The sequence below is a fragment of the Streptomyces sp. WELS2 genome, assembly GCF_013870595.1.
Taxonomy (GTDB): Bacteria; Actinomycetota; Actinomycetes; order Streptomycetales; family Streptomycetaceae; genus Streptomyces.
In genome coordinates this window covers 1-15,277 of sequence record NZ_JACBWZ010000076.1, presented here as the reverse complement: position 1 = coordinate 15,277, position 15,277 = coordinate 1, and the positions used below count along the sequence as shown (strand labels likewise).

Genomic DNA, 15,277 nt, shown 5'->3' with positions numbered 1-15,277 from the left:
GCCTCCCCGGGCCGCTACGTCCCCATCGAGGACGTCATCGCCGCCCAGGCCGCGGGCCTGGTGCGCGACGACCTCACCCTGCTGGAACGCGCGGTGGCCCTCCTCGAGGAGAGTCCGCGCCCCCTGGTCCGGGCCGCGGCCCGAGCCGATTTCGGCCGGGCACTGCTGACGGCGGACCGGGGAGCCGAGGCCGATGCCGCCCTGACCCGCGCCCATGACCTGTTCGTCGCGTCGGGTGCCCATGCCGCGGCGGCACGCGTGCGGCGCGACCTGGACCGTACCGGGGCCGGCAGCCGCAGGACGGCCACGCCTCGCCCGGTCCAGGGCTGGGAGGCCCTCACGGCCTCGGAGAAGAAGATCGCGCGCCTGGTCGCCGCCGGCCACACCAACCGGTCGGCCGCCGATCTGCTCGTCATCTCCCCGCACACGGTCAACACGCACCTGACCTCCGCCTTCCGCAAACTGTCGGTCAACTCGAGGGTCCAGCTGGCCCATGTGGTCATGGCCTTGCCCGAGGACTGAGCGGATCCGCGGTACGTCCGGCACGTCTTGGTACGTTCACGCGATGCCCGCGGTAACCGGATGCGCTTGGCTGGAACGCCTGGACTCATTCGGAGGTCATCGGAACGTGAACGGACCCGCCCCCCACCCGCCGACCGTCGTGCTCGTGCACGGGGCGTTCACCGACGCCTCCTCCTGGGCGCGGGTCATCACCCTGCTCCAGGCCGTCGGCCTGACCGTGCTGGCCCCGGCGAACCCGCTGCGCGGACTGGCGCAGGACGCCGCCTACATCAGGAGCGTGGTGTGCCAGATCGACGCCCCGGTCGTCCTGGTCGGACACGGCTACGGAGGCGCTGTCATCACCCATGCCGCCGGCGACTGCGACCAGATCGTGGCCCTGTGCTACGTCGCGGCGTTCGGCCTGGACGCCGGAGAGTCCGTCCTGGACATCCTGAGCCGTTTCGCCTCCGCACCGGTGACCGACACCACCATCACGGCAACACTGCCCGCCCGGTTCACCGGTGGCCCGGAGGGCGAGATGTACCTCGTCGAGGAACAGTTCGGGCCGACGTTCGCCGCCGACCTGTCACCACATGTCACCGATGCCCTGGCCGTGTCCCAACGCCCCATCACGCGAAGCGCGTTGACCGGCACGTCGGGGCCGCCGGCCTGGGCCTGCAAGCCGTCGTGGTACGCCATCGCGGCCGCCGACCGGATGCTCGCCCCCACGGCCCAGCGCTTCATGGCCCAGCGCATGGCGGCCACCGAGTACTCGGTGGCCGCTTCGCACGGCGTCGTCCTGTCACAGCCCGGCGCCGTGGCGGCGATGATCCGGGAAGCCGTCGGACAGGGCACGGACCGTGGCGACGGCTACGGGCTCCCGCACAGCTGACGCGCAGGTCAATCGGCTAGCATCCCTGTTCGATCGATAAAACGCCGGTGCCGGAGCCTCTCCTCGGCGACGCGGACGCCCGGCCTCGACCACAGGCTCGCTCGGGAAGGCACCACCTTGAACTCACCGGCCGGACCGTCGGCGCGACGCATCACCAGCCTTCTCGGGACCGTCGCCCTCGCACTGGCCGCCACCGGCTGCGGCGGGGGAACCGGCGCCGCATCGGCCCCGGACAAGGTGACCTCCATCACCGCGCTCGACTACTACACCGACGCGACCGAGCACGCCCAGTGGAGCAAGCGGCTGAACGACTGCGGCAGGACCGCCGGCGTCAGGGTCGAGCACACCAGTGTCCCGGCGCCGTCGCTCATCCCCCGGGTCCTGCGACAGGCGTCGTCACGCACCCTGCCCGACCTGCTGATGCTCGACAACCCCGACCTCCAGCAGATCGCGAGCACCGGCGCACTGACGCCGCTGGACCGCTACGACATCGACACCACCGGCTTCGCCGAGGGCATCCTGACGGCGGGCACCTACCGCGGAAGGGTGTACGGGCTGGCGCCCACCGTCAACACGGTCGCCCTCGTCTACAACAAGGACATGCTCGCCGAGGCCGGTGTCGCCGTGCCACGGACCTGGAACGAGCTGAAGACGGCGGCGGCCCGCCTGACCCGCCCGGGACGCTACGGCATCGCCGTCTCCGCCGGCGCCACCCCCGAAAGCACCTGGCAGTTCCTGCCCTTCCTGTGGTCCGATGGCGGGGACGAGAAGCACCTGGACACACCGCAGGCCGCTCGGGCCCTGCGGCTGTGGACCGACCTGGTGAAGAGCGGATCCATGTCGAGGTCGGCACTGAACTGGAGTCAGGCCGACCTCCACGACCAGTTCGCCGCCGGAAAGACCGCCATGATGGTCAACGGACCCTGGCGGATTCCCGCGCTGGACAAGGACCATGATCTGCACTGGGGAGTGGCCCCCCTCCCCGTCCGCCGGAAGGGGCAGAAGCTCGTCACGCCCCTCGGCGGCGAGGTGTGGACGGTGCCGCAGAACTCTTCCCCGTCCCGGAAGGAGAAGGCCGCCCGGGTCCTGGCCTGCCTGAACGACCCCACGACCATGCTGGCCGTGGCGAAGGACCACCTCACCGTGCCCTCCCGCACCGCGGTGGCGGCCCGGTACGCCGAGCAGGTCCCGTCGATGTCCGCCTTCGTCACCAGCGTGGAGCGGGCCCGCTCCCGTACCGCCGGACTCGGCGTCAGGTGGCCCGGAACGGCGACGGCGATATCCACGGCGATCCAGTCCGCGCTGACGGGCCGGCAGACGCCGGAGGAGGCGCTCGCCGGCGCGCAGCGGCTCGCGACCGCTTCATGACCTGTCCGCCGGCCCCCACCCGGACCCGCGTGCGGGCACTGCTCGCCCAGTGGGGGTTCGTCGTGCCCGCCGTGGTCTACCTGCTGCTGTTCTTCGGCTACCCGATCGTCGAGAACGTGGTGATGAGCTTCCGGCAGTACACGCCCGCCACCTTCTACACCGGGGCCGCGCCGTTCGTCGGGCTGCGGAACTACGCGGAGATCCTGGGATCGGGCCTGTTCTCCCGGGCACTGCTGACCACGGTCCTGTTCACCGCGGGTTCGGTGGCCGGGCAGTTCCTGCTCGGTCTCGCCCTGGCCCTGTTCTTCCGCCGCAGCTTCCCGCTCGGCGGCCTGTTGCGCTCGCTCCTGCTGCTGCCGTGGCTGCTGCCGCTGGTCGTCTCGGCCACGACGTGGAAGTGGATGCTCGACACCGACGACGGAGTCGTCAACAACGCACTGCGCGCCCTCCCCATGGTGTCGTCCGGCATCCCCTGGCTCACCGGCACCTCACAGGCACTCGTGTCGGTGACCCTCGTCAACATCTGGGTGGGAATCCCCTTCAACACCGCGATCCTGTACAGCGGTCTGCGGAACATCCCGGCCCGGCTGTACGAGGCGGCAGACCTGGACGGCGCCGGTCCGTTGGCGTCGTTCCGCCACATCACGTGGCCGCTGCTGCGGCCCGCCGTGAGCGTCGTGCTGGTGCTGGGCGTGGTCTACACCCTCAAAGTGCTGGACATCATCCTCGTCGTGACGGGCGGAGGGCCGGCCGACGCCACGCAGACCCTCGCCACCCAGTCCTACGAACTGTCCTTCCAGCGATTCGAGTTCGGGCGCGGCGCCGCCATGGGCAACGTGCTCATCATCCTCTCGCTCGTCCTCGCCCTCGTCTTCCTGCGCGCCGACCGGCGCGCCGCGCACGCGTGAGGGGCGGGCGGGTGCGGCGCGGACGCCGCCGTGGCCTGCTCCCCACCGTCGTCGGGTCAGTCCTGGTCGCGGTGATGCTGTTTCCCGTCTACTGGATGGTGAACGCCTCTCTGCAGCCGACGGGCACCACACTGCGGGCGGGCTGGTTCCCCTCCCACCCGGACTTCAGCGGCTACGCAACGGCACTGCGCGATCAGGGACCCAACCTGGTCACCAGCCTCGTCGTGGCCCTCGGCAGCGTCGCGCTCAGCCTGGGGCTCGCCGCCCCGGCCGCCTACGCCCTGGCCCGGTTCTCCCTGCGGGGAACCAGCATCGTGCTCTTCGGGGTCCTGATCACGCAGACGGTGCCGGGCATCGTCGTGGCGAACGCGCTCTACGGCGCCTACAACGACCTGGGACTGCTGAACTCGCGCCTGGGACTCGTCCTCGCGGACTCCACCGCCGGGGTCCCGTTCGCCGTCATCATCCTGCACTCGTTCATGCGGAGCATCCCCGGGGAGATCATCGAAGCCGCGCGTGTGGACGGCGCCGGCAGGCTGCGCACCTTCTGCGCCGTGGTGCTGCCGCTGAGCCGGAACACACTGGTCACCGCCGGTCTCTTCACCTTCCTCTTCACCTGGAGCGACTTCCTCTTCGGCCTCACACTGACCACCACGGAGACAGTCCGGCCGGTCACCCTCGGCATCTACGAGTACATGGGTGCTCACACGACCCGGTGGAACGCGGTGATGGCCACCGCGGTCCTGGCGTCGGTGCCGGCGGCGGTGCTGCTGGTCGTCGCCCAGCGCTTCATCACCGCCGACGCCACCAGCGGCGCGATCAGGTGAGGGTCCGCAGCTCGGCCCTGAGCCGGCGCAGGATCTCCGGGGTCACCGGGTCGGTGATGTCCGCGAACTCCTCGTGCTTCTTCAGGAACTCGGCCACATAGGGGCAGACCGGCACGATGCGCATGCCTGAGCGGCGTACGTCGGTGAGGGCCTCCCGGACCAGGAGCGCGGCCAGTCCCCGTCCGGCGAAGGCGTCGTCGACTTCCGTGTGGTGGAAGACCCGCTGCTGACCATGGTCGCGATAGGCGGTCAGACCGGCGAGCCGGCCGCCGACCAGTATCTCGTAACGGTGCCGGTCGTCTGCTCGCTCGACGGTCGAGGCGGGGGAGGGCCGGTTCATCGGGTTCCTTTCGACGGGTTGGGGTCGGCGGTGTGCCGGACCTCCCGGGGCCGAGGGGTCCGAAGGGGGCGCCGAAGGTCCGGCTCCGGCGTCCGAGCCGGGGGCATCGCGTTCACGGCCGTGGCCGCAGCCAGGGGGCGTCGGCGGCGGAGAGGCGGTGGGCGGTCACGGAGGTGCCCGCGAGCAGGACCAGGGTGAGGCTCAGGACGACGACCAGGTGGCCGTGCAGCAGGAGCACGGCTCCGATCAGGGCGCCGAGGAACATGGCGAGCACGGAGAGGATGCGGCGGCCGGGGCGCGGGGCCTCGCCGCCGGCCGGGGCGGAGTCGGCGGCCAGACCCGTCAGCGTCAGGGTCAGCACGGTGGTGGTGAGGTCCGGCACGCCGAGGCGCCGGGCGACCGCGTTCTGCAGTCCCATGGCGAGCCCCAGGAACACGATCAGCGTGTACTGGACGGAGGTGGTGACCCGGCCGTCGGCCACCGCGGCGACCACCACGGCGACCGCGACCAGCACCGTCTGCACCGCCGTCGCCGCTCTCAACATGTGCCCTCGGTGCGCGGCGAACCGCGTGCCGAGCCTGCCGCCCGCCAGCGCGCCCAGGAGGAACACGGTCACCGAGACGACGGACGCGAACGCGGACAGGCTTCCGGCGCCTCCCAGGGCGAATCCCAGAAAGACCACGTTGCCGGTCATGTTGGCGACGAAGACGTGTCCGAGGGCCAGATAGCTCACCGAGTCCACCAGGCCGGTGACCACCGTCATGGTCAGCAGCAGCGGGGGCAGCGGACCGTGGCGTTCCTCGCCCCGGGGCACCAGTGTGCCGACGGCGTCACTCAGCAGCCTGCGCATGTCGCGTCCCTTCCACCTCGGAGTCGGTGCGGTGCAGCACCACGCGGGTGAGCAGTCCGCTCGTCGGGCCGAGCACGATCGCGGCGACGGCGATCCACAGCGGCCAGGGGGTGGTGCCCAGCGCGTGGTCCACGGACCACCGTCCGGGCCCGGTGAGGGCCAGCGAGGCCGAGACGACGACGAGGACCATCGGGTACTCGTAGCCGTCGTTCTGCACCCACAGGCCCTTGTGCCACTTGACGGTGCCCGCGACCGTCATCACGCCCATGGCGGCCATCGTGGCCAGCGGCGTGAGCAGCCCGAGGGCCAGGAACAGGCCGGCACCGATCTGACCGGCTCCCGCGACGAGTGCGGTCAGCACTCCGCCGCGGAATCCGTCGCGGCGGAATTCCTCGGTTCCGCCCGCCAAGCCGCTGCCCCCGAGCCGGAAGCTCACCTTCTGCACCCCGTGACCGGCGATGAGCAAGCCCGCCACCAGCCGCAGGACCAACAGTCCAGCGTCCATCGTGTCCCTGCCTGTTCCTGGATCGGAATCGGTGCGGTCAGCCGGCGGCGTGGGCGCCGATGACGGACTGCGCGTACACGACACCGAGACCGTAGGCGCCGGCGTGCTCCTTGACGACCTCGGTGACCGGGACGTACGTCTCCGTGCGCGCCCAGTCCCGCTGGAGCTCCAGGAGCACCTGCACCCACGTCACCGGAATCGCGCCGGCCTGGATCATGCGCTGGACGGCGTGCTCGTGGGCCTGCGGGCTGACACCGCCGGACGCGTCGGTGACGACGTAGACCTCGTAGCCCTGGGCGAGGGCCGACAGCGTCGGCAGGACGACACAGACCTCGGTCCACAGGCCGGCGATGACCAGCTTCTTGCGGCCTGTCGCCTTGACGGCCTCGACGAAGGGCACGTCCTCCCAGGCGTTCATCGAGGTGCGGTCGATGATCTTCTGGTCGGGGAAGACCGCGGCCAGTTGCGGCATGATGGGGCCGGAGAAGGACTCGGCGGCCACGGTGCTGAGCACGGTCGGCACGTCGAAGACCTTGGCGGCCTTCGCCAGGCCCACGGTGGCGTTCATGATCGAGGTGCGGTCGCCGCTGGCGGCGGCGAAGAACATCTGCGGCTGGTGGTCCACGAAGAGCACGGCGCAGTTGTCGGGGGTGAGCAGGTCGGGGCCGGGGGCGGCGGTGACGTCGGAGATGCTGACCATGAGGATGAACCTTTCCTGTCCAGGTGGAACCGTCCGTGTGCGGACGGAGTCGGTGGGTGTCCCGGCAGGGGCGCTTAACGGCGCGGCCCCGGCGGGGTGTTCTAGAGGTCGAAGCAGGGATCGAAGGGCGTGCTCGCGGTCTCCGGGGTGAGGCCACGGGCGATGCGCCACTGGCGGTGCCGCTCCGATTCGGCGACGGCCTGGCCGAGGGACTCCGCCTGGCGGGCGCCGGCCGCCGAGGGAGACGCCTGGTAGCCGCCGAAATGCGCCACCGGGCTCCAGGCGGGGCTGACGGGCGGCAGTTCCTCGTCGAGCCCCTCGTAGGTGCCGGCGGCGTAGACGATCCGCCCGCCGGTCACCGTCAGCAGCGACTCGATGTGCCTGATCTCGGCCTCGGGCACGGTGAAGTAGTCCTCGGACAGCATCGCCAGGTCCGCGTAGCAGCCCGGCCGCAGGACGCCCTTGACCTCGTCCTCGCCGGTCAGTACGGCGCCGGCGCGGGTGAACATCGTCAGCGCGCACTGCCGGTCGACGCGGTTGGCCGGCGGGCGCAGCGTCAGGTCGCCGACGGTGCGGCCGCTGACCAGCCAGTGCAGGGCCACCCACGGGTTGTAGGAGGACACCCGGGTGGCGTCGGTGCCGGCGGCCACGGTCAGCCCGCGGTCCAGCATGGCCCGGAGCGGCGGGGCGTCCGCGGCGGCGCCGGGACCGTAGCGGCGCAGGAACGCCTCACCCTGGAAAGACAAACGATTCTGCACGGACATGGCGCCGCCGAGCGCGGCGACGCGGTCGAGGCTGTCCGCGGAGACGGTTTCCGCGTGGTCGAACAGCCACCGGTTACCGGCCGGGAAAAGCCCCTCCGCGGCGAGTCTCTCGAAGACCGCGAGGTCCCGGCGGATGGTCTCGTCGTACGTGGCGTGCAGCCGGAAGCCCCACCCGTTCTCCATGAGGAGACGGACGGCCTTCTCGAACTCGACCTCGTAGTCCGGCGTGAGTTCCGGACGCGGCTCGGCGAAGTTCTCGAAGTCCGCGGCGGCCCAGGTGAGATTCTCGCCCGCGCCGTTCAGGCGCAGCCATTCGTCCCCGTCCTCCGGGCGGGCCATCTCGATCCAGCGGGCGAGATCGTCGACCTCCTGGCCCGGAGTCTGCGGGAAGAGATGATAGGCGATGCGCATCGAGAGCTGGCCGGCCTTGGCCAGTTCGATGACGGTGGCGTAGTTGTCGGGGAAGTTCTGGAATCCGCCGGCGGCGTCGATCGCCGAGGTCAGTCCGAACCTGTTCAGCTCGCGCAGGAAATGACGGGTGGAGGTCTTCTTGTCCTCCTCGCTCTCCAGGACCGGCGCCTTGGCGAGGGTCGAGTAGAGGATGAGGGCGCTGGGCGCGGCCAGCAGCATGCCGGTCGGTTCCCCGTCCCGGCCGCGCATGATCTGGCCGCCCTTGGGGTCGGGCGTGTCCTTGGTGAAGCCGGCGGCCTTGAGCGCCGCACGGTTCAGCACGGCCGAGTGGTACAGGTGCAGCACGAACACCGGGGTGTCCGGGGCGGCCGCGTTCAGTTCGGCGACGGTCGGCAGCCGGCGCTCGGCGAACTGCTCGACGGACCAGCCGCCCACCACCCGCACCCACTGGCCCTTCGGGGTACGCGCGGCCTGGTCACGCAGCATCGCCAGCCCCTGCCGCAGACTGCGCACCCCGTCCCAGCGCAGCTCCAGTACGTAGTTCAGCCCCCCGCGGATCACGTGCAGGTGGGCGTCGTTGAGACCGGGGACGACCCGGCGGCCGCACGCGTCGACCACCTTGGTGGCCGTCCCGATGTGCGGGGCCACGTCGTTGTCGTCACCGACGACGGTGATGACGCCGTCCCGGACCGCGATGGCCTCGGCGTGCGGGCGCCTCGGGTCGGCTGTGTGGATCTTCGCGTTGCGGACGACGAGGTCTGCGGCAGCGTCGGAGGCATGCGGAACGAGTCCGCCGACCGGCATTGTCGACATCTCTTGAAGTCCTTTCCGGGACACGGGAGTTCGGATCCGTCCACTCCGGGCGCGCCAAGACGAGGTCCGGCATGCGCGCCGCGCCGGTGGGATGGAGGGCGGACGCGGCAAGGAGCCGCGGTCTCGCTCGGGCCCTCACGATAGGCACGGCCGATCTGCGGCGATGTCTCCGCAGTGCACCGGACTTGGTCCCGCAGTGCACTGCGTCGCCCGGTACTGCGCACGCTCGCGAGACGGCCGGAAGCCCGCAGTGCGCTGGGGGAACAGTGGTGGTGCGCTCACGGAGAACCCCGACCCGGCGACGCTCACTAGCGTGACCGGCGCACCACACGAAAGAGTCCTTTGGAACATCGGGAGAGGCACATGTCCCACACCGTCGAGCCGGTTCAGCCGGTACTGGAACCCGCGGCGGCCGCCTTCGCGGAGGCGACCGCCAACCCGCCCTACCTCTTCGACCTGCCCCCGGCGGAGGGACGCAAGGCCGTCGACGAGGTGCAGTCCGGCGAGATCGGCAAGCCGGCGATCGACGAGGAGTGGATCACCGTCTCCGGCGGCCCCACGGGCAGTGTCCGGGCCCGCATCGTCAAACCCGCCGGGGCCACCGGCACCCTCCCGGTGATCCTCTACATCCACGGCGCCGGCTGGGTGTTCGGCAACGCCCACACCCACGACCGCCTGGTGCGCGAACTGGCCGTCGGCGCGAAGGCCGCGGTGGTCTTCCCCGAGTACGACCTCTCGCCCGAGCACCGGTACCCGGTCGCCATCGAACAGAACTACGCGGTCGCGCGGTGGGTCGTGCAGGAGGGCGCCGTCAAGGGCCTGGACGGCACACGGCTGGCGGTGGCCGGGGACTCCGTCGGCGGGAACATGAGCGCCGCCCTCACCCTGATGGCCAAGGAGCGCGGCGACGTCTCCCTGGTGCAGCAGGTGCTGTTCTACCCGGTGACGGACGCGAGCTTCGACACGCCGTCCTACCACCAGTTCGCCACCGGTTACTTCCTGCGCCGCGACGGCATGCAGTGGTTCTGGGACCAGTACACGACCGACGAGGCCGAGCGCGCCCGGATCACCGCCTCCCCGCTGCGCGCCACCACCGAGCAGCTCACCGGCCTGCCCCCGGCACTCGTCATCACCGGCGAGGCCGACGTCCTGCGCGACGAGGGCGAGGCGTACGCGGGCAAGCTCCGCGAGGCCGGCGTCCCCGTCACCGCCGTGCGCTTCCAGGGCATCATCCACGACTTCGTGATGCTCAACGCCCTGCGCGGCACCCACGCCGCCGAGGCCGCCATCACGATGGCCGCCGGCACCCTGCGCGCCGCCCTGCACACCGCCTGACCGCAAGGAGATCCGGCAGACATGAGCACCACCACTCCCACCGTCGTCCTCGTCCACGGCGCCTTCGCCGACGCGGCCAGCTGGTCCGGCGTCATCGAGGAGCTCCAGCGCCACGGCATCCCGGTCATCGCCCCGCCCAACCCGCTGCGCGGCCTGGCCTCGGACGCCGCGTACGTCGCCTCCGTGGCCGCCCAGATCGACGGCCCCGTCGTGCTGGTCGGCCACTCCTACGGCGGTGCGCTGATCACCGTCGCCGGCACCACGGAGAACGTCGTCGGGCTGGTCTACGTGGCCGCCTACGTCCTCGAAGAGGGCGAGAGCCTCGGCGAGCTGCAGGGCCGCTTCCCGCTCTCCCCGCTGGTGAGCAGCCTCAAGCAGTGGACGTACCCCGTCGCGGGCGGCGACCCGGCCGTCGAGGTCACCATCGCCGCGGACGCCTTCCCCGCGGTCTTCGCCGCCGACGTGCCCGCGGACGTCACGAAGGTGCTGGCCGTGGCGCAGCGCCCGCTGGCCGCCGCCGTCTTCGAGGAGACGGCCTCCGCCGCTGCCTGGAAGACCAAGCCGTCCTGGGCGCTGGTCGCCGGCGCCGACACCGCGATCAACCCCGAGGTGGAGCGCTTCGGCGCGAAGCGCGCGGGGGCGACCGTCGTCGAGATCGAGGGCGCCTCGCACGCGGTCGCCGTCTCCCGGCCGAAGCAGGTCGCCGAGCTGATCCGCGAGGCGGTGCGCGCCACGAGCTGACCAGGGGAACGGGGTGCCGCCCGGAGAAAGACTCCGGGCGGCACCCCGTTCCGTCTCACGGCCCCTCGCGCCGTACCCGCTCGGCCCGGTCGACCAGCGTGACCACGACGACCAGGGCCGCCGCCGCCAGAGCGGCGAGGAGGGCCGGCGCCGGTGAGAGGGCAGCCATCAGGACTGCCACCGCCACCGCGGGAAACGCAAGCTGTTCGACCCGGCTCCGCCGGTGCGGCCGGACATGCACGGCCCACAGGGTGATGAGGAAGACCGCCGCCGGCACCGTGACCGCGCCACCCGCCGACAACGGCGGGGCACCGGTGCGCCCGGTGATCAGGTGGGCGTACGCCGCCAGACCGGCTCCCTCGGCGGCTGCCGAGGCCAAGATCAGGTAGTGGCCGTACGCCCAGGTGAACCTCCTGCGATGGGCCTGGTGCGAGGTGGCGAGCAGGGTGTGGGCCGGCCGGGCGAAGTACAGCCACCACAGGGCGAAGACGAGCAGCAGGCCGCCCGCCGCCAGCAGGTACAGCGCCGCGGTGTCATGGTCCCGGTTCAGGGCACCGCGGACCGCCGCCGCGGCGGCCGCGACGGACTCACCCAGCACGATGAGGACGAACAGCCCGTACCGCTCGGCGATGTGGTGCGGATGCCACGGGGTCATTCCGGCGGTCTGCGCCCACACCGGAACGCAGACCTCGGCGACGATCAACGCGATGATGGCCGGCAGGCGTGCCGGGGCCGGGAGGAAGAGCACCCCGACCCAGCCGACCTGACAACTCGTCACTCCTGTGGCGAAGCGGAGCGCGGTCCGCCGCCGAGGGGGATCCGATCGTGCGACACGCAGCCACAGCGTGGTCAGCGTCGTACGCAGGACGACGTATCCGAGCGTGACGACGCGCAGATCGCCTTCCTCGAACGCGCTGGGGACACCGGCGGCGAGGACGAGAGAGCCCGCGATCTGGACCAGCACCGTCAACCGGTAGGGGACGTCGTCAGGGTCGTAGGCGGATGCGAACCAGGTGAAGTTCATCCAGGCCCACCAGATCGTGAAGAAGACCAGCGCGAAGCGCAGGGCGCCGGTGAGCCAGTGCCCGTTCGTCACCGCCGTGTTCAGACACGCGGACGCCTGCGCGACCGCGATGACGAAGCACAGGTCGAAAAAGCACTCCAGCGGCGTGGCGGTTCTGTGCGCTTCCCTCGGGTTACGCCCCCGCAGGCTCAGCGCGGGGCTTCCGGAGCGCAATCCACCCTCCGCTGCTCGCTCGGCATCATGACTCTCCTCGTCGTTTTCCGGGCCCACGTCGTCAGCGACGTTAGGCGGGACGAGGTGCTGAGCCTTGCCCGTCGGCGCACGGCGGCTTGCCCACGAGTGAACAAGGGCACGCACGGATCGTTCCGTGCGCTCCCGAGCACGTGCACGTGCGCTTCAGGGCAACTCACCCGCCGTGCCGGCACCTAGCGTCACCCGTATCCACGGCCACTCAGCAGGAGGCGGAACATGACCATCGAATCCCAGCACGCCGGCAGCCAGCCGTGGCTGCACCAGAAGGGCGAGATCATCCAGGAGTTCGGGACCGTGAAGCAGTTTCCCCTCGGTCTGTCCTACGAGACGCGCATGTACTCCTGCCAGCGCCTCAACAAGGTCCTCGCGGACACCCAGATCCTTCACGGCCTCTACAAAAAGCATCACTGGCTGATGCGCGGGGCGACCTTCTACCAGCTCCACCTGGTGCTGGACAAGCACGCGGCGGAACAACTGCAACTCGTGGACGCCCTTGCCGAGCGGGTCCAGACCCTGGGCGGTGTCGCTGTGGGCGACCCGCGGCACGTCGCCGAGATCACGTCGATCCCGCGCCCTCCGGACGGTGTGGAGGAGGTCCCCGCGATGCTCTCGCGCCTGCTGGAGGCCCACGAGGTCATCCTGACGGAGGCCCATGACGCGGCTGCCCGCACCGCCGAGCTGGGCGACGACGGCACCAACGACCTGCTCGTCTCCCAGGTCATCCGGACCGGCGAACTCCAGGCGTGGTTCCTCGCCGAACACCTGGTCGATACGCCCTTGGTCCGTGTTCGTGCCTGAGCGATGCTTCCTCACCGCCCTTTGCATCACCCGACCCGCGGTTCGTGCGCCGTTGGCGTAAGAGGACAGGTCACACCGGCCACGAGCCCGGGGCGCCGACGGCGAGACCGACCTGGACAAGGTGGACAACGCGTCGAACTGTGGGCGTTGACCTGGTCTTTCCGGAGACCTGCTCAGGCCGCCCGCTTTCCGATGGCCGCGACATGTGGAGGGCATCGCCATTCCTGAACCAGTCGCAAAGGGCGCCTGACCTGCGGTTCTGGCGGGTACGAGCATGCAGGGGAGGACAGGTCGGCGTAGTGGCGCGCGCCTTTGGCGCCGCTTCCGAGCGGTTCGTGTCGCCGCGCGGTGTGCGGCAAGCGGACAAGGTCACGCCGACGAAGTGCCAGGGTGAAAGCGGAAGTGGTAAATGCCGCCTTGGCCGCCGACGACGATGCCGGCACCGGAAGGCAGTTACTGGCAGCACAACAGCGGATTGTCGGTTCGCGTCATCGCCACAGGCTCCCAGGAGCCCGTGCTCGAAATCAGTGCCGTCCCGTCGGTGCCGGCGGTGGCGAGCCAGGTGCCGTCGGGGGAGACGGCCACCGCCTCCACGCGGTCGGTGTGGCCGGTGAGGGTGTTGGTACGGGTGCCGGTGGCCGGATCCCGGATCCGCACGGTCCGGTCGTAGCCGGTGGTGGCGAGCGCGGTGCACCGAGGAGTTGAACAACAGATGGGCTTCACCCTTCCCACCGATATGGAGCACCGGCCGGTCGCCGTCATCGGTGCGGGCACCCTGGGGCGGCGGATCGCGTTGATGTCCGCCACTCGCGGCGGGGTGGTGCGGATCCACGACAAGTCCGGGCCCGCGGGTGATGCGGCGAAGGCATACGTCGAGCAGAACGCCGCCGAGGTGGCCACCGTGTCGAGGGCGGCACCCAGGGGCGGGTCGAGGTCACCGACGACCTCGCCCAGGCGCTCGCCGGGGCCTGGCTGGTCATGTCGCGGAGGGCGTCTCCACCCCGCGGGACGTCGACCGGATGTGGCAGATCAACATGGGCACCCCCGCCGGCCCGTTCCGCATGATGGACCAGGTCGGCCTGGATGTCGTTCTGGACATCGAGGAGCACTACGCCGCCGAGCGTCCCGGCCTGCCCACCGGACCCCGCGAGCTGTTGAAGAGCTACGTCGATGCGGGCCACCTCGGCGTCAAGAGCGGCCGGGGCTTCTACGACGACTATCCCGACAACACCTGAATTCCACACCGCGCCGTCGCTGCTCGGTCGATCCCGCCAGTGCCACCGCGAAGACCTGCACCGCGTCCGCCGGGTGCGGGAGAGGACATGGCCGGCCCCGGGGAAACGGCCGGCGTACCGTTCGCTGGAGCGCGGGTGCCGGACCGGGCTTCGGCCAGCGGTCCGGGGGCGCCTCCGCCACCCAGGAGCGCACCGACTCCTCGGCGGTGACGTCCAGCGGGCCGGGCGTCAGGGCGGTGCCGCCCTCGCGGGCGCTCAGCCGCCGGGTCTCGACGGCCTCCTCGTGCAGCAGGTCGCCGCCGACCACGAACGCGCCCTCGGCGGCGAACCGCGGCGCGGCGGCCCGGTCCCGGCCGCGGGCCGGGCCGGAGATCAGCGCGGCCTTGTCCTCCAGCCGCTTCACGAGGCCCCCTCGCGCAGCGCGTCGGAGACCGACTTGACCCCGCCGTGCGCGGTGAGCCCGCCGTCCACGGGGATCTCGGCGCCGGTGATGAACGACGACTCGTCCGACAGCAGGAACGCGACCAGGGGCGCGACCTCGTCGGCGGTGCCGGTGCGGCCGAGCGGGGTCTCGCGGATGTTGGCCTCGCGGAAGGCGGGGGCGGCCGAGGCGGTCATCTCGGTCTCGATGTAGCCGGGGTGGATCGTGTTGACGCGGATGCCGCGCGGGCCGAGCTCCAGCGCCGCCGTCTTCGACAGGCCCCGCAGCCCCCACTTGCTGGCGGTGTAGGCGACCGGGTAGTGCGCGGTGAGGGCCGCCGAGGAACCGACGTTGACGATCGAGGAACCGGGCGGCATCAGCGGGGCGAGGTGCTGGATGCCGAGCAGCGGGCCGGTGACGTTGACGGCGTGCACCCGGTCGAAGTCCGCGGCCCCTACGTCGCCGAGGCGGGCGCGCCAGGTGATGCCCGCGTTGTTGACCAGGCCGTGCACCTGCCCGTACGTCTCCTCCAACTCGGCGGCCAGCGCGGCCCACTGCCGTGCGCTGGTCACGTCCAGGTGCCGGCAGCCGG

18 protein-coding genes and 1 pseudogene are annotated in these 15,277 nt (G+C 71.2%); 10 read left to right on the top strand and 9 right to left on the bottom strand.

Annotated features, from left to right (window positions below):
• The 5 genes from H5J33_RS07655 to H5J33_RS07635 form a co-directional block, all read left to right on the top strand.
• Positions 1 to 522: helix-turn-helix transcriptional regulator (locus H5J33_RS07655; RefSeq protein ID WP_181794118.1), on the top strand; the 522-nt coding region annotated here is incomplete at its 5' end.
• 106 nt (positions 523 to 628) lie between these two features.
• Positions 629 to 1,393: an alpha/beta hydrolase gene (locus H5J33_RS07650; protein ID WP_309485350.1), complete on the top strand. Its 765-nt coding sequence runs from the start codon at positions 629 to 631 to the stop codon at positions 1,391 to 1,393.
• 117 nt (positions 1,394 to 1,510) lie between these two features.
• Complete coding sequence (locus H5J33_RS07645) at positions 1,511 to 2,761, top strand: sugar ABC transporter substrate-binding protein (RefSeq protein ID WP_258564942.1); 1,251 nt, start codon at positions 1,511 to 1,513, stop codon at positions 2,759 to 2,761.
• Positions 2,758 to 3,669 (top strand): carbohydrate ABC transporter permease, encoded by a 912-nt coding sequence (locus H5J33_RS07640; protein WP_181794117.1) that lies wholly within the window; start codon positions 2,758 to 2,760, stop codon positions 3,667 to 3,669. Before H5J33_RS07645 ends, H5J33_RS07640 begins: the two co-directional genes overlap by 4 nt.
• A gap of 74 nt (positions 3,670 to 3,743) precedes the next feature.
• Positions 3,744 to 4,496, top strand: a complete 753-nt coding sequence (locus tag H5J33_RS07635; RefSeq protein WP_181794116.1) for a carbohydrate ABC transporter permease — start codon at positions 3,744 to 3,746, stop codon at positions 4,494 to 4,496.
• On the opposite strand, the gene H5J33_RS07630 is transcribed toward H5J33_RS07635, so the two are convergent.
• The 5 genes from H5J33_RS07630 to H5J33_RS07610 form a co-directional block, all read right to left on the bottom strand.
• Positions 4,489 to 4,836 (bottom strand): GNAT family N-acetyltransferase, encoded by a 348-nt coding sequence (locus H5J33_RS07630; protein ID WP_181794115.1) that lies wholly within the window; start codon positions 4,834 to 4,836, stop codon positions 4,489 to 4,491. The two genes, H5J33_RS07635 and H5J33_RS07630, sit on opposite strands and share 8 nt — an antisense overlap.
• A gap of 112 nt (positions 4,837 to 4,948) precedes the next feature.
• On the bottom strand, positions 4,949 to 5,686 hold the full coding sequence (locus H5J33_RS07625; RefSeq protein WP_181794114.1) for a YoaK family protein: 738 nt from the start codon (positions 5,684 to 5,686) through the stop codon (positions 4,949 to 4,951).
• A complete protein-coding gene (locus H5J33_RS07620; protein ID WP_181794113.1) occupies positions 5,667 to 6,191 on the bottom strand; it encodes a DoxX family protein in 525 nt (174 codons plus the stop codon). Before H5J33_RS07620 ends, H5J33_RS07625 begins: the two co-directional genes overlap by 20 nt.
• 37 nt (positions 6,192 to 6,228) lie before the next feature.
• Complete coding sequence (locus H5J33_RS07615; protein WP_181794112.1) at positions 6,229 to 6,891, bottom strand: hydrolase; 663 nt, start codon at positions 6,889 to 6,891, stop codon at positions 6,229 to 6,231.
• A 101-nt stretch (positions 6,892 to 6,992) separates the two neighbouring features.
• Entirely contained in the window at positions 6,993 to 8,879 is a 1,887-nt protein-coding gene (locus H5J33_RS07610; RefSeq protein WP_181794111.1) for an amidohydrolase, read from the bottom strand.
• Between the two features lie 363 nt (positions 8,880 to 9,242).
• Between H5J33_RS07610 and H5J33_RS07605 the strand changes: the two genes are divergently transcribed.
• A complete protein-coding gene (locus tag H5J33_RS07605) occupies positions 9,243 to 10,214 on the top strand; it encodes an alpha/beta hydrolase (protein WP_181794110.1) in 972 nt (323 codons plus the stop codon).
• A gap of 21 nt (positions 10,215 to 10,235) precedes the next feature.
• Positions 10,236 to 10,955, top strand: a complete 720-nt coding sequence (locus H5J33_RS07600) for an alpha/beta fold hydrolase (RefSeq protein ID WP_181794109.1) — start codon at positions 10,236 to 10,238, stop codon at positions 10,953 to 10,955.
• Positions 10,956 to 11,010: 55 nt separating this feature from the next.
• Here H5J33_RS07600 and H5J33_RS07595 read toward each other — a convergent pair whose 3' ends face one another.
• On the bottom strand, positions 11,011 to 12,192 hold the full coding sequence (locus H5J33_RS07595; RefSeq protein WP_220212055.1) for a low temperature requirement protein A: 1,182 nt from the start codon (positions 12,190 to 12,192) through the stop codon (positions 11,011 to 11,013).
• Positions 12,193 to 12,447: 255 nt separating this feature from the next.
• Between H5J33_RS07595 and H5J33_RS07590 the strand changes: the two genes are divergently transcribed.
• The gene (locus H5J33_RS07590; RefSeq protein WP_181794107.1) at positions 12,448 to 13,029 is read left to right on the top strand and encodes a Dps family protein; all 582 of its coding nucleotides are present in this window, start codon (positions 12,448 to 12,450) and stop codon (positions 13,027 to 13,029) included.
• Positions 13,030 to 13,482: 453 nt separating this feature from the next.
• Here the strand turns inward: H5J33_RS07590 and H5J33_RS07585 are convergent, their stop codons facing one another.
• The gene (locus H5J33_RS07585) at positions 13,483 to 13,752 is read right to left on the bottom strand and encodes a hypothetical protein (protein ID WP_309485349.1); all 270 of its coding nucleotides are present in this window, start codon (positions 13,750 to 13,752) and stop codon (positions 13,483 to 13,485) included.
• On the opposite strand from H5J33_RS07585, the pseudogene H5J33_RS38315 reads away from it, so the two are divergent.
• Together H5J33_RS38315 and H5J33_RS37270 are read left to right on the top strand one after the other, a co-directional pair.
• Positions 13,742 to 13,870: pseudogene (locus tag H5J33_RS38315) on the top strand (3-hydroxyacyl-CoA dehydrogenase NAD-binding domain-containing protein); the annotation flags it as partial. The gene H5J33_RS07585 and the pseudogene H5J33_RS38315 overlap by 11 nt on opposite strands.
• Before the next feature lie 178 nt (positions 13,871 to 14,048).
• Complete coding sequence (locus H5J33_RS37270) at positions 14,049 to 14,264, top strand: 3-hydroxyacyl-CoA dehydrogenase family protein (RefSeq protein WP_258564939.1); 216 nt, start codon at positions 14,049 to 14,051, stop codon at positions 14,262 to 14,264.
• Here H5J33_RS37270 and H5J33_RS07575 read toward each other — a convergent pair.
• Positions 14,218 to 14,667, bottom strand: a complete 450-nt coding sequence (locus H5J33_RS07575; protein WP_181794105.1) for a hypothetical protein — start codon at positions 14,665 to 14,667, stop codon at positions 14,218 to 14,220. The genes H5J33_RS37270 and H5J33_RS07575 overlap by 47 nt on opposite strands.
• Positions 14,664 to 15,277 (bottom strand): SDR family NAD(P)-dependent oxidoreductase (locus H5J33_RS07570; RefSeq protein ID WP_181794104.1); only part of this gene is annotated, 614 nt, incomplete at its 5' end. The genes H5J33_RS07570 and H5J33_RS07575, both read right to left, overlap by 4 nt.

Excerpts from the sequence above, each read along its gene's own strand:
- H5J33_RS07630 (WP_181794115.1), bottom strand. The coding sequence starts at position 4,836 with ATGAACCGGCCCTCCCCCGCCTCGACCGTCGAGCGAGCAGACGACCGG.
- H5J33_RS07625 (WP_181794114.1), bottom strand. The coding sequence starts at position 5,686 with ATGCGCAGGCTGCTGAGTGACGCCGTCGGCACACTGGTGCCCCGGGGC.
- H5J33_RS07620 (WP_181794113.1), bottom strand. The coding sequence starts at position 6,191 with ATGGACGCTGGACTGTTGGTCCTGCGGCTGGTGGCGGGCTTGCTCATC.
- H5J33_RS07590 (WP_181794107.1), top strand. The coding sequence starts at position 12,448 with ATGACCATCGAATCCCAGCACGCCGGCAGCCAGCCGTGGCTGCACCAG.
- H5J33_RS07610 (WP_181794111.1), bottom strand. The coding sequence starts at position 8,879 with ATGTCGACAATGCCGGTCGGCGGACTCGTTCCGCATGCCTCCGACGCT.
- H5J33_RS07635 (WP_181794116.1), top strand. The coding sequence starts at position 3,744 with ATGCTGTTTCCCGTCTACTGGATGGTGAACGCCTCTCTGCAGCCGACG.
- H5J33_RS37270 (WP_258564939.1), top strand. The coding sequence starts at position 14,049 with ATGTGGCAGATCAACATGGGCACCCCCGCCGGCCCGTTCCGCATGATG.
- H5J33_RS07605 (WP_181794110.1), top strand. The coding sequence starts at position 9,243 with ATGTCCCACACCGTCGAGCCGGTTCAGCCGGTACTGGAACCCGCGGCG.
- H5J33_RS07600 (WP_181794109.1), top strand. The coding sequence starts at position 10,236 with ATGAGCACCACCACTCCCACCGTCGTCCTCGTCCACGGCGCCTTCGCC.
- H5J33_RS07640 (WP_181794117.1), top strand. The coding sequence starts at position 2,758 with ATGACCTGTCCGCCGGCCCCCACCCGGACCCGCGTGCGGGCACTGCTC.
- H5J33_RS07615 (WP_181794112.1), bottom strand. The coding sequence starts at position 6,891 with ATGGTCAGCATCTCCGACGTCACCGCCGCCCCCGGCCCCGACCTGCTC.